The sequence below is a fragment of the Pantoea osteomyelitidis genome (genome assembly GCF_044342975.1).
Lineage (GTDB): Bacteria > Pseudomonadota > Gammaproteobacteria > Enterobacterales > Enterobacteriaceae > Pantoea > Pantoea osteomyelitidis.
The window spans coordinates 336,058-355,701 of the sequence record NZ_JBGFSN010000004.1; the positions used below are offsets into that span (position 1 = coordinate 336,058).

Sequence of the window (19,644 nt, forward strand, 5' to 3'; positions counted from 1 at the left end):
ACGCTGTTGCCGTCAAGACGAGCGGCAAATCAATAGTGCCTTACCATAGCGGAAAACTCAGCACTGCGTAAGCCTGTGTGATACGCAGTGCGCGATTTTCATCCCGTTTTTCAGCAGGCGGTGAAGCGATAACGCGTCGAAGCCTGCCAGGTTTCACCCGGCTGCAGCCAGCAGCTCGGCTGCGGCCACTCAGGATGGTTTGGCGAATCCGGCAAAAATTCACTCTCCAGCGCGATGCCCTGGAAAGCAGTATAGCTCCCATGCTCGCGGGCGCGCGTGCCAGCGAGATAGTTGCCGCTATAGAACTGCAGGGCGGGCGCCGAGGTGAACACCGTGAGCTGCAGCTTGCCGTCTTCCGACCACAGCTGCGCGGCGGGCTGGCTGACATCCCCGGCGCTATTGAGCAGGAAGCCGTGATCGTAACCTTTCACCGCTTTTTGATCCTCATCGCTGAGGAAATCCTGCGCCACCACTTTCGGCTGGCGGAAATCGAAGCTGGTGTCAGCCACGGCTTTCAGCGGCGCGTTGGGAATGCCATCACTGTCTACCGGCAGATAGCGATCAGCGTGCAGTTGTAAGCGATGCTGGCGCGCGTCGCCATGATTCGCATCAAGGTTAAAGTAGGCGTGATTGGTCAGATTCACCGGACAGGCTTTATCAGTGTGCGCCTGATAGCGGATCGACAGGCAGTTGTCATCGTCCAGCTGATAGCGCAGATCGACAATCAGCGTACCCGGATACCCCTGATCGCCATCGGGCGAGTCGAGGCGATAGTGCACTTCGGTTTCGCTCTGGCTGAGGATCTGCCAGCGACGCTTGTCGAACCCTTCCGGGCCGCCGTGCAGCTGGTGCGCGCCCTGATTGGCCGCCAGGCTAATCTCCGCTTCATTCAGACGGGCATTGGCGATGCGGTTGGCGTAACGCCCCACGGTCGCGCCGAGATAGGCCGTCTGATGCAGATAATCTGACGGCGTGGCGCAGCCCAGCAGCGTTTCGCGCACCGAGCCATCCTGCATCGGCACGCGCGCCGACAGCCAGGTGGCGCCCCAGTCCATGAAGGTTGCCACCATACCGTTGCGGTTACGTAATACCGTAATCCGCCACGGCTGGCCGTCAGGCGCATGCGACTGCACGTCGTTTAGCATTGGCTCGCTCCTTCTGACGCCTGGCAAACCCAGAAGCTTTCTTTGATGCCGGTTTTTGCTTCGTACTGCGCCGCTACTGCCTCTTTCACCTCATCCACCAGATCGAACGGCATAAGTGCCACCACGCAGCCGCCGAAGCCGCCACCGGTCATGCGCACGCCGCCACGCTCGCCAATTACCGCTTTGACAATTTCTACCAGCGTATCGATTGGCGGCACGGTGATCTCAAAGTCGTCGCGCATGGAGGCGTGGGACGCCGCCATCAGTTCGCCCATACGCTTCAGGTCGCCATTGCTCAACGCGTCAGCCGCTTCCAGCGTACGGGCGTTTTCGGTCAGAACATGACGTACGCGCTTCGCAACCTGCGGATCCAGCTCATGTTCAACCGATTTGAAACGATCGATATCCACATCGCGCAGCGCGGGCTGAGCAAAGAAACGCGCGCCGGTTTCACACTGTTCGCGACGGGTATTGTATTCGCTGCCCACCAGGCTGCGGCGGAAGTTGGAGTTGATGATCACTACCGCCACCTCTTTCGGCAGCGGCACCGGACGGGTGCCCAGCGTGCGGCAGTCAAGCAGCATGGCGTGATTTTTTTTGCCCAGCGCGGAGATCAGCTGATCCATGATGCCGCAGTTACAGCCGACAAACTGGTTCTCCGCTTCCTGGCCGTTCAGGGCGATATCCGCACCATCCAGCGGCAGATGATAAAGCTGCTGGAACAGCGTGCCGACCGCCACCTCCAGCGAGGCGGAGGAGCTAAGCCCGGCGCCCTGCGGCACATCGCCGCTGATCACCATGTCCACGCCGCCGAAGCTCGCGTTGCGCTTCTGCAGATGTTTCACCACGCCGCGTACATAATTGGCCCACATCGGCTCTTTCAGGCTCATGATCGGTTCATCCAGCGAGAACTGATCTTCGGCGTTGTCGTAATCCACGGCAATCACCCGTATCAGGCGATCGTCACGTTTCGCACAACTGATCACCGTCTGGTAATCGATGGCGCAGGGCAGAACGAAACCGTCGTTATAGTCAGTGTGCTCGCCAATCAGGTTAACGCGACCTGGCGCCTGAATCGCGTGCGTGGGCTGATAGCCAAATTTCTCGGCAAAAACCTGTTGGGTTGTGGTTTTCAGAGTCATTATTTTGCCTCGCGGAAATGGATGTCGCTGACAGAGCGCAGACGTTCCGCCGCCTGTTCCGCCGTCAAATCACGTTGGGTTTCGGCCAGCATCTCGTAGCCAACCATAAATTTGCGCACCGTTGCTGAGCGCAGCAGCGGCGGATAGAAATGGGCGTGCAGCTGCCAGTGATCGTTGCTTTCGCCGTTGAAAGGCGCGCCGTGCCAGCCCATTGAGTAGGGGAAGGAGCACTGGAACAGGTTATCGTAACGGGTAGTGAGCTGTTTTAACGCCAGCGCCAGATCGTTGCGCTGCGCCTCATTGAGGTCGGTTAAGCGTTTGATATGTGTTTTCGGCAGCAGCAGAGTTTCAAACGGCCAGGCTGCCCACCAGGGCACTACCGCCAGCCAGTGCTCCGTCTCGACCACAGTGCGGCTGCCGTCCTGACGTTCGCGTGCAGCATAATCCACCAGCATCGGCGAACCTTTTTGTTCGTAATAAGCGCGCTGATGATCGTCCTCGCGCTGCGCCTCGTTGGGCAAAAAACTGTTTGCCCAAACCTGTCCATGGGGATGCGGATTGGAGCAGCCCATCGCCGCGCCTTTGTTTTCAAATACCTGCACCCAGGGATAGTGCTGGCCGAGCTCGGCGGTCTGCTCCTGCCAGGTACGCACCACTTCTTCCAGCGCGCTCAGCGACATTTCCGGCAGGGTTTTGCTGTGGTCCGGCGAGAAGCAAATAACGCGGCTGGTGCCGCGCGCGCTTTCGCAGCGCATCAGCAGATCGTCGCTTTGCGGCGCATCGGGCGTATCGGTCATCAGAGCGGCGAAGTCATTGGTAAAAACGTAAGTGCCGCTGTAATCGGGATTTTTATCACCGGTGATACGTGTGTTGCCTGCGCAGAGAAAGCAATCAGGATCGTGCTTCGGCAGTTTTTCCAGCGAAGGGGTCTCTTGCGCGCCCTGCCATGGTCGCTTCGCCCGATGCGGCGAAACTAAAACCCACTGATCGGTCAGTGGGTTATAGCGGCGATGCGGATGATCGACCGGGTTAAATTTTTCCATGTTGAGTCCTGGTAAAGTCGGAGTGCCAAAAGTCGCTTCGATAAAAAATAGCACATAGTCGCAGAAGAAAGCGTGATCCAGTCTGGATAAATGGAATCGTTTACACAAGCCGATTATTCCCATTTGGCGGGACTGGAGGGTGACAGGCGGGTTTTAAACCGCATTAAGTGGTAACGCTTACATTGTTACAGAAACATTTAATAAGATAGCGTCAACTTTGCTGACGCTATCAAATGTTCAGTTCACGTTTTCCTGCAAATAAGCGTAGCCATCGCCCTGCGGCACAAAGCTCAGGCGATGGGTAATACACTGTGGCGCATCTTCCGCATGATGAGAAACAAACAGCAACTGGGTGCGGCCTTCGCCGATCAGGACATCAACAAAACGACGCACCAGCTGGCGGTTAATCGGATCCAGACCCTGCAAAGGTTCATCGAGGATCAGCAATGTCGGATGTTTGACCAGCGCGCGAGCAATCAGCACCAGCCGCTGCTGTCCCCAGGAGAGGCTGTGGAACGGCGCATCCGCCAGTGCGTTATCCATGCCGAGCAGGGCCAGCCACTGGCGTGCCAGCGCCACCTGCCGGTCAGAGGCTGCCTGATAGAGACCAATTGAATCAAAAAATCCTGACAGCACCACCGTGCGCACATTGACGCTGACGCGGTAATCGAGATGCAGGCTGCTGCTGACATAGCCGATATGCTGTTTAATATCCCAAATGGTTTCTCCGCTGCCGCGCCGGATGCCGAACAGCGTGAGATCGTTGCTGTAACCCTGCGGGTGATCGCCGGTAACCAGGCTGAGCAGCGTCGATTTTCCGGCGCCGTTCGGTCCGATAATCTGCCAGTGCTCGCCCGCTTTCACTTCCCAACTCAACCCGTTAATCACTGGCCGATCGTTATAAGAGATCACGCCGTTGCGCAGCGTGACGCGCGGCGCGTCATCCGCCAGCGACGGCAGCTGATCGGGCGCATCCGGCTCCGGCAGCGCCATGCCCGCCAGCTGTTCACTGTGTGCCAGCTGCGCCACCAGCGCTTCGCCGAGGATCGCCTCGCGAGCGCCGACGTGCGTCAGAGTACACTCCGCCAGCACGCCAACCTGCTGCACAAACGGGGGAATATCATCGAAGCGGTTCAGCACCAGCACCAGGGTGTAACCCTGCTGATGCATCGCCTCCAGCATCGAGGCCAGGCTGGCGCGCGACGCGACGTCGAGGCCGTCGAAAGGTTCATCAAGGATTAACAAATCGGGGCGGGGCATCAGCGCCTGGCAGAGCAGGGTTTTGCGCGTCTCGCCGGTGGAGAGGTATTTGAAGCGGCGCGCCAGCAGGTGGCTAATACCAAACTGCTGCGCCAGCTGCTGACAGCGAACAGGATCCTGCACCTCATCCTGAATGATCTCCGCCACGGTGCGACCGGTATCATCTTCCCCTTCGCTGAGCAAATCGGTGTTGTTGCGCTCCCACTCATCCGTCACCAGCTTTTGTAACTGCTCCAGCGACAGGCGGGTAGGGCGTTGAAAATTCGCCGTCACGCTGCCGGTCAGAGCAGGCAGCTCGCCGGAGAGGGCGCGCGCCAGCGACGATTTGCCGCTGCCGTTCGCGCCGACGAAAGCCCAGCTCTCGCCGCTTTGCAGCTGTAAATCGTTCAGGATCAGCGTTCGGGTGTCGCTAAGACGAAACGTGCCTTGCAGAATTTGCAATGAAGCCATAATTTGTTCCATTTTATGCATCATGTCAGGCTGTTTTAACCACAGAACGCAATGAAGTCAAATAGTCTGCGCAGATTCAGAGCAGGGTGGCGATGATGGCGTGTTCCGCATTGAAATGTGCTGTCACCGTCATGCCGCACTGCAGGTTTTGCTGCCGCACGTTTTCATTGCTCAGCGTTGCGCACAACGTTTCACCGCTCGCCAGCTTCAACAGCACTTCGCTCTGCACCTCGCCCGGCTCAATGGTGGTAATCTGCGCCGCCAGCTGATTATCGCCCGCAGCAGGCGAGGCTGTGACGCTGATCCAGGGCGCTTTGATCAGCACCAATACCTCTTTGCCACTGTTGAGCTGCAAACGATCGGCGCTGCGTTGGGTCAGCGCGACCTTCAGCCGGGTCACGCCGTCCGCCAGCAGTACCTCCAGATGCTGCATCACATGTTGGTTATCGCGCGCGATGACGGTGCCAAACAGTTGATTACGCGCGCTGGTTTGCAGCGAGAAACGGGCAATCGCCGCCAGCAGGCTGTCGAGAGGCAGGCTGTCCTGCTGCAATACATCAAAGGCTTTCTGCTGAATCTGCTCCAGCAGTTGAAAAAGCTGGATCAGCCGCTCGCCATAGCGCGTCAGCCGGGCGCCGCCGCCGCCTTTGCCGCCGGTAGCGCGCTCAACCAGCGTCTGCTCCGCCAGCTGATTCATCTCGTTGATGGCATCCCAGGCGCTTTTATAGCTGATGCCCGCCAGCTTCGCGCCCTGGCTGATCGAGCCGGTTTCCCGGATGCGCTTCAGCAGTTCGATGCGTCGGGGATCGGCAAACAGCTTCTGTTGCAACCGGATATTAAGGGAGATTTCGGCCTGCATATCGCTTCCTGAAAAGGGGTTTCGCAGAGTGTAAGTTCTCATGGCCGTCACGTCACGATGTCTGCCGGGAAAAGTAAAAGCACGAAAAGGCGAGTGCACTTTTTTCTTTAGCCGTTACAATCACTTTTTTGTCGATAAAGTGAGGCATCCATGCTGGAACTGTTAAAAAGCCTGGCCGTGGCGATCATTATGGTGCCGGTGGTGATGGCGATTATGCTGGGGCTGATTTATGGTCTGGGCGAAATGTTTAACGTCATCTCGAAATTCGGCCGCCGCAACGAGCGCCCCGCGAATTCACAGCGCTGATTCCCTGCAACGCCCGTCACCTGATGGGCGTTATGCTTTTTATCCCTTCTCCCTCAATCTTGCTTTTTTCCTGCCGATAAAGCACATGACAGCTTCAAAACTGCCGTTGTATTATCAAATATATAACGTAATCAGGAGAACATCATGTCTGTCACTTTGCGTCGCTGGGGAGCTGCTGCGGCCCTGACCTTAACTTTTGCCGGCCACGCCGTGGCGGCGGATAAAATTACCGTATTTGCAGCGGCTTCGCTTACCAACGCAATGCAGGATATCGCTAAACAGTATCAGCAGGGCAAAGAGGTGCAGATCGTCTCCTCTTTCGCTTCCTCTTCTACGCTGGCGCGCCAGATTGAGCAGGGGGCTCCGGCCGATCTGTTTATTTCCGCCGATCAGCAGTGGATGGACTACGCCATCGATAAAAAAGCGATGATGGCGGAGAGCCGTTTTACCCTGTTGGGTAACGATCTGGTGCTGGTTGCGCCTGCGGCCAGCAAGCCGCAGCCGGTGACCATCAACGCCAGCACCCACTGGAAAACGCTGCTGAAGGGCGAGCGTCTGGCGGTGGGCGATCCGGACCATGTACCGGCGGGCATCTATGCCAAAGAGGCGTTACAGAAGCTGGGCGCGTGGGATACCCTGTCGCCGGTCATGGCGCGCGCCAATAATGTGCGTGCCGCGCTGGCGCTGGTGGAGCGAAACGAAACGCCTTATGGCATCGTTTATGGATCGGATGCGGTCGCCAGCAGTAAAGTTGCCGTGGTCGGGGTTTTTCCGGAGTCGAGCCATAAGCCGGTGGAATACCCGATGGCGATGGTAAAAGATCACAATACGCCTGCGGTTTCCGCCTTTTATACGTACCTGAAAGGGCCGGAAGCGGCGGCCATCTTCAAACGTTACGGATTCACACCTAAAACATGATGCTCAGCGATCTCGAATGGCAGGCGGTAATGCTTAGCCTGAAAATATCGGGTATAGCGGTACTTTGCAGTCTGCCTTTCGGCATCCTGATGGCCTGGATTCTGGTGCGCTGCCGGTTTCCGGGCAAATCTCTGCTCGACAGTCTGATTCACCTTCCGCTGGTGGTGCCGCCGGTGGTGGTTGGCTATCTTCTTCTGATCGCCCTGGGCCGACGCGGTTTTATTGGCGAATGGCTCTGGAACTGGTTTGGCTTCAGCTTCGCCTTTAGCTGGCGCGGCGCGGCGCTGGCCTCGGCGGTGATCGCCTTTCCGCTGATGGTGCGCGCCATTCGTCTGGCGCTGGAGGCAGTGGATACGCGGCTCGAGCAGGCGGCACGCACATTAGGCGCCGGGCGCTGGCGCGTTTTTTTCACCATCACGCTGCCGCTTACCCTGCCGGGGATTATCGTCGGCACCGTACTGGCGTTTGCCCGTTCGCTGGGGGAGTTTGGCGCCACCATTACCTTCGTTTCCAATATTCCCGGCGAAACGCGCACCATCCCGCTGGCGATGTATACCCTGATCGAAACGCCAGGCGCGGAAAACGCCGCCGCACGGCTGTGCGCGATCGCGATCGTGCTGGCGCTGATTTCGCTGTTGCTCTCTGAGTGGCTGGCCCGCTGGGGACGTAAGCGGCTGGGGGCAACATGCTGAAGCTCGATTTTTCACAGCAGTTGGGCGAGCATCAGCTGGAAATTGACGTTGCGCTGCCCGCAAAGGGAATTACCGCTATTTTCGGTCTCTCCGGCGCGGGCAAAACGTCTCTGATCAACGCCATTGGCGGCTTAACCAAACCACAGCGCGGCCGCATTCAGCTTAACGATCGTCTGTTGAGCGATACGGAGAGCGATCTTTTCCTGCCGCCGGAGAAGCGCCGCACCGGCTACGTGTTCCAGGATGCGCGCCTGTTTCCGCACTATCGCGTGCGCGGCAATCTGAAGTATGGCATGGCGCCCGCCATGAAGCCGCAGTTTGACGGCCTGGTGGCGCTGCTCGGCATTGGTCATCTGCTGGATCGCTTCCCGTTTTCCCTTTCCGGCGGGGAAAAGCAGCGCGTGGCGATTGGCCGGGCGCTGCTCACCGCACCCGATATTTTATTGATGGATGAGCCGCTCGCCTCGCTCGACCTGCCGCGCAAGCGCGAGCTGATGCCGTACCTGCAGAAGCTGGCGAAGCGGGTTGATATCCCGATGCTCTACGTTTCCCATAGCCTGGAGGAGATCCTGCAGCTGGCTGATAACGTGCTGGTGCTGGATAACGGCAAGGTAAAGGCCTGCGGGCCGCTGGAGAAGGTGTGGGGCAGCAGCGCGATGCGTCCCTGGCTGCCGCGCAGCGAGCTGAGCAGCGTGCTGCGTGCGCAGGTGCTGGAACAGCATCCTGACTATCCGATGACGGCGCTGGCGCTCGGCGATCAGCATATCTGGGTGAGCCGGGTAAACCAGCCGGTAAAATCCGCGCTGCGCATCCGCATTCAGTCAGCGGATGTATCGCTGGCGCTGCAGCCGCCGCAGCACAGCTCGATCCGTAACGTTTTACCGGCACAGGTAGTGGAGCTGATTGAGGTGGACGATCAGATCGAGGTGAAGCTGCGCATCGGCGTCAACGAGCTGTGGGCGCGCATTTCACCCTGGGCGCGAGATGAGCTGGGCATCAGGCCAGATCTCTGGCTCTATGCCCAGGTAAAAAGCGTCTCCGTCACGTCCTGATCAGAGCACTTCTTTATAGATGGTTTCGGCGATGCCGGGTTCAAGGTTAGTGCCAATCACGCGCTTCGCCCGTGCTTTAATGGCATCGTCCGCATTCGCCATCGCCACGCCGAGACCCACGCTCTCCAGCATGCTGAGATCGTTATAGTTATCGCCAAAGGCCAACACGTCACTCATGGAAAGACCCACGGACTCTACCCACTGCGCCAGGCGTTTGCCTTTGCTGTTGCCGCGCTGGGCGATATCGACCTGATCGTGCCATGACCATTCGCAGGCAAGACCCAGCTCCTGTTCAACGCTGTCGGCAAACTGTTGCAGCGCGCGTGTATCGGAGTGGGAGAGGGCAAATTTCCAGATCGACTCTGCATCCCGTGCCGCCTGCGCCAGGCTCGGCACCTGAATAAAGGCGGGGCGCTGATGTTCCGGTAAGGACTCAGCCCAGTTCAGGGTGCGGGTCACATGGCCGGTAGGCGTCTGGTAGAGCATCGCATCGTCGACATAAAGCAGGCCGTGAATCGCCTTTTCATCCAACATCTCAATCACGCGCAGCGCCTGATTTTTCGCCAGCGGATCGGAGGAAAGTACCTTTTCCGCATGATAATCATACAAATAGGTGCCGTTGCAGCAGATTGCGGGTGTATCCAACTCCAGCGCCTGATAAAAAGGATGGATGGCGCAGTGGTGACGTCCGGTCACGATAATTACCTTCACCCCAGCCTGTTGAGCGTGGGCGAGGGCTTCAATCGATTCCGGTAAAATGGTTTTACGGGGCGTCAGCAGTGTGCCGTCAAGGTCGAGGGCGATAACACGATAGCTCATTAATTATTCCGTCTGGACAGATTAACAAAGCGCCAAGTCTACACCTGGTGACGGTCCTGAGACAAAAAACAGGGCACAAATCATGCCAGCGCACGGCATAAAAACGCGCTAAAGTTGAGCCACATATGATTAACAGGCAGCGAACAAGGAGAATGTATGAAACAAGTTGTTTATACCGCCAGCCCGGAAAGCCAGCAGATTCACGCCTGGCAGATGAATGAGGATGGCGCGCTGACGTTATTGCAAGTCACAGATGTTGCCGGTCAGGTACAGCCAATGGTAGTGAGTCCGAAGGGCGACTTCCTCTATGCTGGCGTACGCCCGAATTTTCGCGTTCTTGCGTTCAGGATTGCTGCCGACGGCACGCTGACCGAAGAGGGCGCGGCCGCTTTACCCGGCAGCCCGACCCATATTTCCACCGATCGCGCCGGAAATTTTCTGTTTTGCGGGTCTTACAATGATGCCTGCGTCAGCATCAGCCCGATTGGCGCAGATGGGCTGCCGCAGGAACCTGCTCAGGTCATCAAAGACCTGGCGGGATGCCACTCGGCCAATATCGATAACGCCAATCAGACGCTGTTTGTTCCGGCGCTTAAGCAGGATCGCATCTGCCTGTTCCAGCTCACGGCTGAAGGCAAGCTGGAGCCGCGTCAGCAGGCGCAGGTCACCACCGTGGAAGGCGCAGGCCCGCGCCATATGGTATTTCATCCTGATGGCCGCTACGCCTATTGCGTTAACGAACTGGATAGCACGGTAGACGTCTGGCATCTGAGCAACGCTCACGGCGAGGTGGAGCGCGTGCAGAGTCTGGATATGATGCCGCCAGGCTTCAGCGATACTCGCTGGGCGGCGGATATTCATCTGACGCCAAACGGCCGTCATCTTTATGCCTGCGATCGCACCAGCAGCACCATTACCATTTTTAGCGTCAGCGAAGATGGCGGCCTGCTGGCGATAGAAGGTCATCAGCCAACCGAAACTCAGCCGCGCGGTTTTAATATCGATAACAGCGGGCAGTATCTGGTGGCAGCAGGGCAGAAGTCGCACCATATCGAGGTGTATAAGATCGACGAGGCGCAGGGGCTGTTGACGCCGCTGGCGCGCTACGCGGTCGGACAGGGTCCAATGTGGGTGGTGATTCACCCGCTGGGATAATCAGAATGCGGTCTGCTGAACGGAAACGCGCCAGCGTTTCAGCGTAGGCGGGAGTGATTTGCTCCCGCCCGGCCAGTCGGCCGCTTCTTACGAGTACATCACAGTAATCGATGCGCTGGCCAGCGCATGAAAATGCACATTAAAGCCTACCATCGCGCCGCTGGCGCCTTCGTCAATTTCCAGCTTCTCCACATCCAGCGCGTGAACGCTAAAAATGTAGCGATGGCTCTCGCCCTGCGGCGGCGCGGCGCCACCGTAGGCATTCTGACCGAAATCGGTGCGGGCCTGAAGCGCCCCGACCGGCAGCGCCGCTACGCCGGAACCGGCGCCCTGCGGCAACACGGTCACCCCGGCAGGGATATTCGCCACCACCCAGTGCCACCAGCCGGAGCCAGTGGGCGCATCGGGATCGTAACAGGTCACGACAAAACTTTTGGTGCCTTCCGGCACCTCGTCCCAGGCCAGATGCGGCGACAGGTTGTCGCCCCGATAGCCCATGCCGTTAAAAACATGACGTTCCGGCATCTTATCGCCGTCGTTAAAATCCTGGCTGTAAACTCTCATCGAACCTCCTGTTGTTATTGGTGAAGCAGCTTTAACAGCTCCTGAGCGGTGACGGCCGATGACGCCGGATTCTGTCCGGTCACCAGATGACCGTCGGTCACCGCATAAACGCCCCAGTCATCGGTGCGCTCAAAATTGCCGCCCAGGCTGCGCAGCTCATCTTCAACCAAAAAAGGCACCACTTCCAGTAGCCCGACCGCTTTCTCTTCGCTGTTGGTAAATCCGGTCACCCGCTTTCCGGCCACCAGCGGCGTGCCGTCAGGCTTCCGTGCATGACGCAACACGCCCGGCGCATGGCACACGGCGGCGACCGGCTTGCCGTTGGCGAACAGGTTCTCAATCAGCGCAATGCTGTGCTTATTTTCAGCCAGATCCCATAGCGGACCATGCCCGCCGGGGAAAAACACCGCGTCAAACTGGCTGCTGTCGATCGTCTCCAGCTGCTGGGTATTGGCCAGCGCCTGTTGAGCGCTGGGATCCTGATGAAAACGCTCGGTATCGCTGCTCTGCGCATCGGGTTCGCTGCTTTTGGGATCCACAGGCGGCTTGCCGCCCGCCGGTGAGGCGAGCACCACGTTCACGCCGGCATCTTTGAACACATAATAAGGCGCGACAAACTCCTCCAGCCAGAAACCGGTTTTTTTACCGCTATCGCCCAGCGTATCGTGGGACGTTAAAACCATTACTATTTTCATGCGCTTACCTTCGGATTATCCTCTGCGACGCGGATAATCACCTTGCCGAAGTTTTTTCCTTCCAGCATACCCATAAAGGTCTGAGGTGCTTTATCCAGTCCGTCGACAATATCTTCGCGAAACACGAAGCGATCCTCAGCGACCCACTGACTCATTTGTTGGAAAAACTCGTCGAAGCGATCACCAAAATCCTGATTGATGATGAAACCCTGTACATGCAGACGTTTACGTAAAATCGCGCTCTGGAACAGCGGGAGATGATCCCGGCCTTCCGGGGCGTTGTTTTCGTTATAATCGGCAATCAGCCCGCAAACCGGAATGCGTCCCAGCGTATTCATCAGCGGCAGCACCGCGTTGAACACCTGGCCGCCCACGTTCTCAAAGTAAACGTCAATACCCTGCGGACAGTGCGTTTTCAGCTGCCCGGCGAAATCGTCCTGACGACGATCCACGCATGCGTCGAAGCCAAGTTCTTCTCTGGCGTAGCGGCATTTCTCTTCGCCGCCCGCGATGCCCACCACACGGCAGCCTTTCAACTTCGCGATTTGACCTACCACCGAACCAACTGCGCCGGTTGCGGCGGCCACCACCACGGTTTCGCCAGGCTGCGGGTTGCCGATAGCCAGCAGGCCCATATAGGCGGTAAAGCCGGTCATGCCGAGCAGGCCCAGCGCCCAGGAAGGGTGTTCCAGCACCGGGCCGCTGAGTTTTTTCAAGCCGTTGCCATCCGACAGGGCGAAATCCTGCCAGCCGCTCTGACTGACCACCCAGTCACCCTCGGCATAATCGGGATGACGCGATTGCTCGACGATTGCCACCGTCCCGGCGCCCAATACGTCATCAACGTCAAAAGGTTCAACGTAGGAAGGCGCGTCGCTCATGCGGCCGCGCATATAGGGATCGAGAGAGAGCCAGACGGTACGCAACAGCAGCTCACCGTCGCCAGGCGTGGGAACCTCATGGCTTTCGATACGAAAATCAGCGTCTGTGGGCGCGCCTTTGGGGCGGGAAGCCAGCATCACCCGGCGGTTCGTCTCTTTACGTTGTGGCATCTTCAACTCCTGTCAAATGTGTGTGATACAAGCGTAGTGCATCACACCTGGAGTTGCCGAAGCGGTCAGGCGCGGAACAGGGCCGGATTATCCAGCGCCTTGCCGATAGCGGCGGTGAGCTGCGCCAGCTGCGCCGGGGCGATAACGTAAGGCGGCATCAGATAGATCAGGCGGCCAAAGGGGCGGATCCAGACGCCTTGTTCAACAAAGTATTGCTGGATAGCGGCCATCTCTACCGGCGTACGGCTCTCTACCACGCCAATGGCGCCGAGCACGCGCACGTCGGCCACCTGCGGATGATCGCGCAGCGGCAGCAGCTCGTCGCGCAGCTGCTGTTCGATACGCGCCACCTGTGACGACCAGTGGCCTTCCTGCAACAGCGCCAGACTTTCACTGGCGACGGCGCAGGCAAGCGGGTTGCCCATAAAGGTCGGACCGTGCATAAAGCAGCCCGCCGCGCTGCGGCCAATGGTTTCGGCGACATCACGTGTGGTCAGGGTGGCGGAGAGCGTCATGGTGCCGCCGGTCAGCGCTTTGCCGAGGCAGAGAATGTCGGGCACGATGTCCGCATGTTCACAGGCGAACAGCTTGCCGCTGCGGCCAAAACCCGTGGCGATCTCATCGGCAATCAGCAGCACACCGTAGCGGTCGCAATATTCGCGCACCTGTTGCAGATAGCGCGGATGATAAAAGCGCATCCCGCCCGCGCCCTGCACGATCGGTTCGAGGATAACGGCTGCGATCTGCGAGTGATGTTGCTCAATCAGGCGGGCAAAATCGTTAATATCGCGTTCATCCCACGCCTCACCGAAACGGCATTCGGGCGCGTCGGCGAAGTGGTGCTGCGGCAGAAAACCGCGCCACAGGCTGTGCATCGAATTTTGCGGGTCGCACACCGACATCGCGGCAAAGGTATCGCCGTGGTAGCCGCGCTGTAGCGTCAGAAACTGCTGGCGCGTTTCACCGCGTCCCAGCCAGTACTGCATCGCCATTTTCATCGACACTTCCACCGCAATCGAACCGGAATCGGCAAGAAAAACGCACTCCAGCGTCTGCGGCGTCATCGCCACCAGCTGACGACAAAGCGCCACGGCGGCGGGGTGGGTAATGCCGCCAAACATCACATGCGACATCTGCGACATCTGCTGCTGCATCGCCTGATTCAGCCGCGGATGGTTATAGCCGTGGATTGCCGCCCACCAGGAGGACATCCCGTCAACCAGATGGCGTCCGTCAGCCAGCTGTAACTCACATCCCTGCGCAGCCACAATCGGGTAGCAGGGCAGCGGATCGTGCAGTGAGGTGTAGGGGTGCCAGATATGCTGGCGATCAAAAGCGAGGTCATCCTGAGTGAACATCTGTCTTGTAAACCAAAATTAAAAGATTTAGTTTACAAGTATAACCACGATAATCCTCGGGATGACACCTTTTTTGGAGCAAGCAATGGCACAACGTTGGACGCAGGCAGACGCGCAGGCGCTATTTGATAAACCTTTTCTTGAACTGATGTTTGAAGCACAGCAGGTGCATCGGCAGCACTTCGATCCGCGTCAGGTGCAGGTCAGCACCCTGTTATCGATCAAAACCGGCGCCTGCCCGGAAGACTGCAAATATTGCCCGCAGAGCGCCCGCTATAAAACCGGGCTGGAATCTGAGCGGCTAATGGAAGTCGAGGCGGTACTGGAGTCGGCGCGTAAGGCGAAAGCCGCAGGCTCAGGCCGCTTCTGTATGGGCGCGGCGTGGAAAAATCCCAACGATCGCGATATGCCTTATCTTGAGCAGATGGTACAGGGCGTGAAGGCGATGGGGATGGAAACCTGCATGACGCTCGGCACCCTCAGCGACAGCCAGGCGGAGCGTCTGGCATCGGCCGGGCTCGATTTTTATAACCACAATCTGGACACCTCGCCGGAATTTTACGGCAACATCATCACCACGCGCAGCTATCAGGAGCGTCTTGATACCCTGGGCAAAGTGCGCGACGTCGGCATTAAGGTCTGTTCAGGCGGCATCGTAGGATTAGGCGAAACGGTGAACGATCGCGCCGGTCTGCTGGTGCAGTTGGCAAATCTGCCGACGCCGCCGGAAAGCGTACCGATCAACATGCTGGTGAAGGTAAAAGGCACGCCGCTGGCGGAAAACGAGGATGTCGATCCCTTCGATTTTATCCGCACCATTGCGGTGGCGCGCATTATGATGCCGACTTCTCATGTGCGCCTTTCCGCCGGACGCGAGCAGATGAACGAGCAGACGCAGGCGATGTGCTTTATGGCGGGCGCGAACTCGATTTTCTACGGCTGCAAGCTGCTGACTACGCCGAACCCGGAAGAAGATAAGGATCTGCTGCTGTTCCGCAAGCTGGGCCTTAACCCGGAACATAGCCATACCCGTGTGGGCGATAACGAACAGCAACAGCATCTCAGCGAGCAGCTGATGCAGGCAGATGGCGCGCAGTTTTACAACGCGGCAGTCTGATGAGCTGGCAGCAACGTATTGGCGCGGCCTTGCAGGCGCGCCGTGAGGCGGACGCCTGGCGACAGCGGCCGCTGATTGAGCAGAGCGACACGCGCTGGCTGCAGGTTGCGGGCCAGCGCTACCTGCACTTTTCCAGCAACGATTATCTCGGCATGAGCCAGCACCCGGCGGTGATTGCTGCCTGGCAGCAGGGTGCGGCGCAGGCCGGCGCCGGGGCGGGCGCATCAGGCCATGTCACCGGCCACGGCCCTTATCATGCTGAACTGGAAGCACAGCTGGCGGAGTGGCTTGGTTATCGGCGCGCGCTGCTGTTTATCTCCGGCTTCGCCGCCAATCAGGCGATCATCCACTTACTGGCGGAAAAATCGGACCGTATTCTTGCCGACAAACTGGCCCACGCCTCGCTGCTGGACGCGGCCAGCCATACGCCAGCCACGCTGCGGCGCTTTGCGCACAATCAGCCGGAGAGCCTGGCGGCGCGTCTTGCCGCTCACTGTGACGGCAACACCCTGGTGGTAACCGAAGGCATCTTCAGCATGGATGGCGACAGCGCGCCGCTGGCTGCGCTCGCGCAGCAGACGCGCGTCGCCAACGGCTGGCTGCTGGTGGACGATGCACACGGTATCGGCGTGATCGGCGAGCAGGGGCGCGGCAGCTGTTGGCAGCAGCAGGTCAAGCCGGAACTGCTGGTGGTGACTTTTGGCAAGGCGTTTGGCGTCAGCGGCGCAGCCGTGCTGTGCGACGACGAAACGGCGGATTATTTCGTCCAGTTTTCCCGTCATCTGATCTACAGCACTGCGATGCCGCCTGCGCAGGCCTGCGCGCTCCAGGCGGCGCTACGGCAGATTCAGCAGGGCGATGAGCAGCGGCAGAAGCTGGAGCTGCTTATTCGGCGCTTCCGGCGCGGCGCAGCGCAGCTGCCCTGGCGGCTGATGTCGTCTGACAGCGCGATTCAGCCGCTGATCGTCGGGGAAAACGGTCGGGCGCTGGCGCTGGCTGCGCGTTTACGCGCCGCAGGCTTCTGGCTGACCGCGATTCGCCCGCCTACCGTGCCGCCAGGCACTGCGCGGCTGCGCATTACATTGAATGCCCGCCATGAGGAGGAAGATATCGATCGGCTGCTGGAGGCGCTTTATGACGCAGCCGGTGAATAAACTGGCGGTGGCGCAGGCGTTTGGCCGCGCCGCCAGCCATTACGATCGGCACGCTGCGCTGCAACGCCTCAGCGGCGAGGCGCTGCTGGCGCTGGCGCCTGTGAATCCGGGATTGCAATTGCTTGATGCCGGTTGCGGCACCGGCTGGTTCAGCCGCTACTGGCGGCAGCGCGGCCATCAGGTCACCGCGCTCGATCTTTCCGCCGCCATGCTGCAACAGGCGCGTCAGCAACAGGCCGCCGATCGCTATATATCAGGCGATATTGATGCGTTGCCGATCGCCAGCGGGAGCATGGATCTGGTCTGGAGCAACCTGGCGGTGCAGTGGAGTGACGATTTGCGTGCAGCGCTGCACCAGTTTGTCCGCGTCACCCGTCCCGGCGGCTGCGTGCTGTTTTCCACACTGACGGCGGGATCGTTACAGGAAATACACGACGCCTGGCAATACCTGGATGCGCGTCCTCACGCAAATCGTTTTCTCAGCGCGGCGCAGATCCGCGCGGCCTGCGGCGATCTGAACGTGCGGCTACAGCAGCAGTCGCTGACGCTGCACTTTCCTGACGCCCTGAGCGCGATGCGTTCGTTAAAAGGCATCGGCGCAACCCACCTGCACCAGGGACGTGACGACACCATGCTGACGCGCCAGCGTCTGGCGCAGCTGGAGCAGCACTGGACGCGCGACGTAGAAGGTTGCCGTTTAACTTATCAATTGATGTATGGAGTGATCACACCATGAAACGCTGGTTTGTTACCGGCACCGACACTGAAGTCGGTAAAACCGTGGCCAGCGGCGCGCTGCTGCAGGCTGCTGGTGCCGCAGGATACCGTACGGCGGGTTATAAGCCGGTGGCGTCGGGCTGCGAAATCTTTGCCGAAGGAATGCGTAACAGCGATGCGCTGGCGCTTCAGCGCTACAGCAGCGTGACGCTGCCCTATGAACAGGTTAACCCTTTCGCCTTTATGGAGCCGACATCGCCGCATATCGTCAGCGCGGAAGAGGGGAGGCCAGTGAGCGCAGAGGCGCTGTCGCAGGGGCTACGCAGGCTGGAGGCGCAGGCGGACTGGGTTCTGGTGGAGGGGGCTGGCGGCTGGTATACGCCACTCTCTGACACGCTTACCTTTGCCGACTGGGTCAAACAGGAGCAGCTGCCGGTGATTCTGGTGGTGGGCGTCAAGCTGGGCTGCATTAACCATGCGATGCTGACGGCGGATGCGGTACAGGCCGCAGGCTTACGACTCGCGGGCTGGATCGCCAATCAGGTGCAGCTGCCCGGCAAGCGGCATCAGGAATATCTGGCGACGCTGAAACAGCGTTTGTCCGCGCCCTGCCTGGGGGAAATCCCCTGGCTTGCGGATGAGGCCGAACAGGCCCGCTGCGGACACTGGCTCCAGCTGCCGACCTGAGCGGCAAATCAGCTCACCGTCAGCCATTTGTTGACGGTGACATCATCCAGCTGCGCCACTTTTCCCTGCGCCACGTTGCGGCCACGATGCAGCAGCAGGAAATAGTCGGCGACGCGGCGGATAAAGGAGACGCGCTGCTCCAGCAGCAGAATGGTCAGGCCATAGTCACGATTCAGACGACGGACCAGATTGCCCATCTCCTCTTCCAGCCAGGGCGACATCCCCCCGGTCGGCTCATCCAGAATCAGCAGCTTCGGCTGCAATACCAGCGCTCGCGCCAGCGCCAGCTGCTGCTGCTGATCTATCGGCAGCTCGCCGCTGCGTTGATGCCGCAACGAATAGAGAGCAGGAAAGAGATCAAACACCATTTCCGGGATGGCGCGGTGGCGGTCATCCTGGCCAGCCAGCAGGGCAATCAATAAATTATCCTCAACGCTCATCTGAGAGAAGATCAGACGGCCCTGCGGCACATAGCCGATGCCCATTCTGGCGCGCTGATCTGCCGGGCGAATCAGCAAATTCTCAGGAGGCGATCCATCTTCCTGCCAGGTCATCGAGCCGCTGTTGATCGGCAGATGGCCCATAATGCAGTTAACCAGGGTGGTTTTTCCCATGCCGGGCTGGCCCAGAACGCCTGTGCAGGTGCCGGGCGGCAGATCGAGATCCACATCCCAGAGAATATGATTTTGACCGTAAAACTGATTGACCGAACGTAAACTCAGCATCTGACACTCCTATTCCAGATAATTAGCCTGAATGCATCCGCTCTGTGTCGTCTGGCAAACAGTCGTCATACGGTAGCGTTATCGCCACTGCGTTGGTCTGCGCTGCCTGCGGCATGGCGACCGGTTAGTGATAACCTTGCAATTACCAGGCCAGATTACTCTCAGGCGCAAAAGTGACTCACGCAGAGTGCTTTTCACCACGAAAAGGTGAGAAGCGCTTAATAATTCCACAGGGTAATAAATCGACTGCACTTTGGCGGTGCTGATTGCTTAGCGTTACTGGTGCATCTGTACCGTTGTAAGGCAGAGGGCAAAAGCTAAAAACGGCGATCCAGGCGCTTTACCGCAAAACGGAGATCGGGATCGGATGAGGAAAGGATAGTTAAAGCGTCCCGCTTTGGTGAAAAAGAGAGCGCAAAAAAATTATTTTCGCACGCCAGAACAAAGCATCAGGAAATTATACACAGCTGATGGCCACGGGCCTGCATTCAGTTATCCACCATTCCTGTGGATAACCTTGTGTATGAGCCTGTGAAAACGCGGCGCAAGCGAGGAAATACGCGGCCTGGATACATTATGCTGTTAAACTGGCCTTTTCGATGTATACCTTTATTTTCAATGGGTTATTTAAAATCAAGTCTAAGCTTTTTCTTGCTTTTCATCCAACTGTAATTTGATGTCATTCTATTGACAAATGTTAAAATGCCGCTCCGGCTGGGGATAACCTTGCGCAA

20 protein-coding genes are annotated in these 19,644 nt (G+C 58.6%); 9 read left to right on the plus strand and 11 right to left on the minus strand.

Going from position 1 to position 19,644, the window contains the following annotated elements; all coding sequences use genetic code 11:
- Positions 1-110: 110 nt before the first annotated feature.
- The 5 genes from galM to modE all read right to left on the minus strand — a co-directional run bounded on the left by galM (position 111) and on the right by modE (position 5,899).
- Positions 111-1,145, minus strand: a complete 1,035-nt coding sequence (gene galM / locus ABU178_RS06590; RefSeq protein ID WP_397213130.1) for a galactose-1-epimerase — start codon at positions 1,143-1,145, stop codon at positions 111-113.
- Positions 1,139-2,287, minus strand: a complete 1,149-nt coding sequence (gene galK, locus ABU178_RS06595; protein ID WP_397213132.1) for a galactokinase — start codon at positions 2,285-2,287, stop codon at positions 1,139-1,141. The genes galM and galK overlap by 7 nt, the downstream gene beginning before the upstream one ends.
- Positions 2,287-3,330 (minus strand): galactose-1-phosphate uridylyltransferase, encoded by a 1,044-nt coding sequence (gene galT, locus ABU178_RS06600; protein ID WP_397213134.1) that lies wholly within the window; start codon positions 3,328-3,330, stop codon positions 2,287-2,289. Before galT ends, galK begins: the two co-directional genes overlap by 1 nt.
- A gap of 237 nt (positions 3,331-3,567) precedes the next feature.
- Entirely contained in the window at positions 3,568-5,040 is a 1,473-nt protein-coding gene (modF, locus tag ABU178_RS06605; RefSeq protein WP_397213136.1) for a molybdate ABC transporter ATP-binding protein ModF, read from the minus strand.
- 76 nt (positions 5,041-5,116) lie between these two features.
- A complete protein-coding gene (gene modE / locus ABU178_RS06610) occupies positions 5,117-5,899 on the minus strand; it encodes a molybdenum-dependent transcriptional regulator (RefSeq protein WP_397213138.1) in 783 nt (260 codons plus the stop codon).
- 150 nt (positions 5,900-6,049) lie between these two features.
- Here modE and ABU178_RS06615 point away from each other — a divergent pair, with 150 nt between their 5' ends.
- The 4 genes from ABU178_RS06615 to modC all read left to right on the plus strand — a co-directional run bounded on the left by ABU178_RS06615 (position 6,050) and on the right by modC (position 8,867).
- The gene (locus ABU178_RS06615; protein WP_397213140.1) at positions 6,050-6,205 is read left to right on the plus strand and encodes an AcrZ family multidrug efflux pump-associated protein; all 156 of its coding nucleotides are present in this window, start codon (positions 6,050-6,052) and stop codon (positions 6,203-6,205) included.
- A gap of 144 nt (positions 6,206-6,349) precedes the next feature.
- Positions 6,350-7,123 (plus strand): molybdate ABC transporter substrate-binding protein, encoded by a 774-nt coding sequence (gene modA, locus ABU178_RS06620; RefSeq protein WP_397213142.1) that lies wholly within the window; start codon positions 6,350-6,352, stop codon positions 7,121-7,123.
- The gene (gene modB / locus ABU178_RS06625) at positions 7,120-7,815 is read left to right on the plus strand and encodes a molybdate ABC transporter permease subunit (RefSeq protein WP_397213143.1); all 696 of its coding nucleotides are present in this window, start codon (positions 7,120-7,122) and stop codon (positions 7,813-7,815) included. Before modA ends, modB begins: the two co-directional genes overlap by 4 nt.
- Positions 7,809-8,867 (plus strand): molybdenum ABC transporter ATP-binding protein ModC, encoded by a 1,059-nt coding sequence (modC, locus tag ABU178_RS06630; protein ID WP_397213145.1) that lies wholly within the window; start codon positions 7,809-7,811, stop codon positions 8,865-8,867. Before modB ends, modC begins: the two co-directional genes overlap by 7 nt.
- Here modC and ABU178_RS06635 read toward each other — a convergent pair whose 3' ends face one another.
- Positions 8,868-9,686, minus strand: a complete 819-nt coding sequence (locus ABU178_RS06635; RefSeq protein WP_397213147.1) for a pyridoxal phosphatase — start codon at positions 9,684-9,686, stop codon at positions 8,868-8,870.
- Between the two features lie 156 nt (positions 9,687-9,842).
- Between ABU178_RS06635 and pgl the strand changes: the two genes are divergently transcribed.
- Entirely contained in the window at positions 9,843-10,841 is a 999-nt protein-coding gene (gene pgl / locus ABU178_RS06640) for a 6-phosphogluconolactonase (RefSeq protein ID WP_397213149.1), read from the plus strand.
- Positions 10,842-10,928: 87 nt separating this feature from the next.
- Here pgl and ABU178_RS06645 read toward each other — a convergent pair whose 3' ends face one another.
- From ABU178_RS06645 to bioA, 4 genes are all read right to left on the minus strand, one after another.
- Positions 10,929-11,405, minus strand: coding sequence for a kinase inhibitor (locus ABU178_RS06645; protein WP_397213151.1), 477 nt, complete (start codon positions 11,403-11,405; stop codon positions 10,929-10,931).
- A 14-nt stretch (positions 11,406-11,419) separates the two neighbouring features.
- Positions 11,420-12,100, minus strand: coding sequence for a type 1 glutamine amidotransferase domain-containing protein (locus ABU178_RS06650; protein ID WP_397213153.1), 681 nt, complete (start codon positions 12,098-12,100; stop codon positions 11,420-11,422).
- The gene (locus tag ABU178_RS06655; RefSeq protein ID WP_397213155.1) at positions 12,097-13,152 is read right to left on the minus strand and encodes an NADP-dependent oxidoreductase; all 1,056 of its coding nucleotides are present in this window, start codon (positions 13,150-13,152) and stop codon (positions 12,097-12,099) included. The genes ABU178_RS06650 and ABU178_RS06655 overlap by 4 nt, the downstream gene beginning before the upstream one ends.
- Before the next feature lie 65 nt (positions 13,153-13,217).
- Positions 13,218-14,510: an adenosylmethionine--8-amino-7-oxononanoate transaminase gene (gene bioA / locus ABU178_RS06660; protein ID WP_397213157.1), complete on the minus strand. Its 1,293-nt coding sequence runs from the start codon at positions 14,508-14,510 to the stop codon at positions 13,218-13,220.
- 85 nt (positions 14,511-14,595) lie between these two features.
- Between bioA and bioB the strand changes: the two genes are divergently transcribed.
- From bioB to bioD, 4 genes are read left to right on the plus strand one after another with little or no spacing between them, the layout of a single operon-like run.
- Positions 14,596-15,627: a biotin synthase BioB gene (gene bioB / locus ABU178_RS06665; protein WP_397213159.1), complete on the plus strand. Its 1,032-nt coding sequence runs from the start codon at positions 14,596-14,598 to the stop codon at positions 15,625-15,627.
- Positions 15,627-16,781 (plus strand): 8-amino-7-oxononanoate synthase, encoded by a 1,155-nt coding sequence (gene bioF / locus ABU178_RS06670; RefSeq protein WP_397213160.1) that lies wholly within the window; start codon positions 15,627-15,629, stop codon positions 16,779-16,781. Before bioB ends, bioF begins: the two co-directional genes overlap by 1 nt.
- Complete coding sequence (gene bioC / locus ABU178_RS06675) at positions 16,762-17,517, plus strand: malonyl-ACP O-methyltransferase BioC (protein WP_397213162.1); 756 nt, start codon at positions 16,762-16,764, stop codon at positions 17,515-17,517. The genes bioF and bioC overlap by 20 nt, the downstream gene beginning before the upstream one ends.
- Positions 17,514-18,185, plus strand: a complete 672-nt coding sequence (gene bioD, locus ABU178_RS06680) for a dethiobiotin synthase (protein ID WP_397213164.1) — start codon at positions 17,514-17,516, stop codon at positions 18,183-18,185. Before bioC ends, bioD begins: the two co-directional genes overlap by 4 nt.
- Positions 18,186-18,193: 8 nt before the next feature.
- Here bioD and ABU178_RS06685 read toward each other — a convergent pair whose 3' ends face one another.
- The gene (locus ABU178_RS06685; protein WP_397213166.1) at positions 18,194-18,910 is read right to left on the minus strand and encodes an ABC transporter ATP-binding protein; all 717 of its coding nucleotides are present in this window, start codon (positions 18,908-18,910) and stop codon (positions 18,194-18,196) included.
- Positions 18,911-19,644 lie beyond the last annotated feature (734 nt).

Coding starts and splice junctions, on each gene's coding strand:
- galM (WP_397213130.1), bottom strand. CDS start 1,145: ATGCTAAACGACGTGCAGTCGCATGCGCCTGACGGCCAGCCGTGGCGG.
- galK (WP_397213132.1), bottom strand. CDS start 2,287: ATGACTCTGAAAACCACAACCCAACAGGTTTTTGCCGAGAAATTTGGC.
- galT (WP_397213134.1), bottom strand. CDS start 3,330: ATGGAAAAATTTAACCCGGTCGATCATCCGCATCGCCGCTATAACCCA.
- modF (WP_397213136.1), bottom strand. CDS start 5,040: ATGGCTTCATTGCAAATTCTGCAAGGCACGTTTCGTCTTAGCGACACC.
- modE (WP_397213138.1), bottom strand. CDS start 5,899: ATGCAGGCCGAAATCTCCCTTAATATCCGGTTGCAACAGAAGCTGTTT.
- ABU178_RS06615 (WP_397213140.1), top strand. CDS start 6,050: ATGCTGGAACTGTTAAAAAGCCTGGCCGTGGCGATCATTATGGTGCCG.
- modA (WP_397213142.1), top strand. CDS start 6,350: ATGTCTGTCACTTTGCGTCGCTGGGGAGCTGCTGCGGCCCTGACCTTA.
- modB (WP_397213143.1), top strand. CDS start 7,120: ATGATGCTCAGCGATCTCGAATGGCAGGCGGTAATGCTTAGCCTGAAA.
- modC (WP_397213145.1), top strand. CDS start 7,809: ATGCTGAAGCTCGATTTTTCACAGCAGTTGGGCGAGCATCAGCTGGAA.
- ABU178_RS06635 (WP_397213147.1), bottom strand. CDS start 9,686: ATGAGCTATCGTGTTATCGCCCTCGACCTTGACGGCACACTGCTGACG.
- pgl (WP_397213149.1), top strand. CDS start 9,843: ATGAAACAAGTTGTTTATACCGCCAGCCCGGAAAGCCAGCAGATTCAC.
- ABU178_RS06645 (WP_397213151.1), bottom strand. CDS start 11,405: ATGAGAGTTTACAGCCAGGATTTTAACGACGGCGATAAGATGCCGGAA.
- ABU178_RS06650 (WP_397213153.1), bottom strand. CDS start 12,100: ATGAAAATAGTAATGGTTTTAACGTCCCACGATACGCTGGGCGATAGC.
- ABU178_RS06655 (WP_397213155.1), bottom strand. CDS start 13,152: ATGCCACAACGTAAAGAGACGAACCGCCGGGTGATGCTGGCTTCCCGC.
- bioA (WP_397213157.1), bottom strand. CDS start 14,510: ATGTTCACTCAGGATGACCTCGCTTTTGATCGCCAGCATATCTGGCAC.
- bioB (WP_397213159.1), top strand. CDS start 14,596: ATGGCACAACGTTGGACGCAGGCAGACGCGCAGGCGCTATTTGATAAA.
- bioF (WP_397213160.1), top strand. CDS start 15,627: ATGAGCTGGCAGCAACGTATTGGCGCGGCCTTGCAGGCGCGCCGTGAG.
- bioC (WP_397213162.1), top strand. CDS start 16,762: ATGACGCAGCCGGTGAATAAACTGGCGGTGGCGCAGGCGTTTGGCCGC.
- bioD (WP_397213164.1), top strand. CDS start 17,514: ATGAAACGCTGGTTTGTTACCGGCACCGACACTGAAGTCGGTAAAACC.
- ABU178_RS06685 (WP_397213166.1), bottom strand. CDS start 18,910: ATGCTGAGTTTACGTTCGGTCAATCAGTTTTACGGTCAAAATCATATT.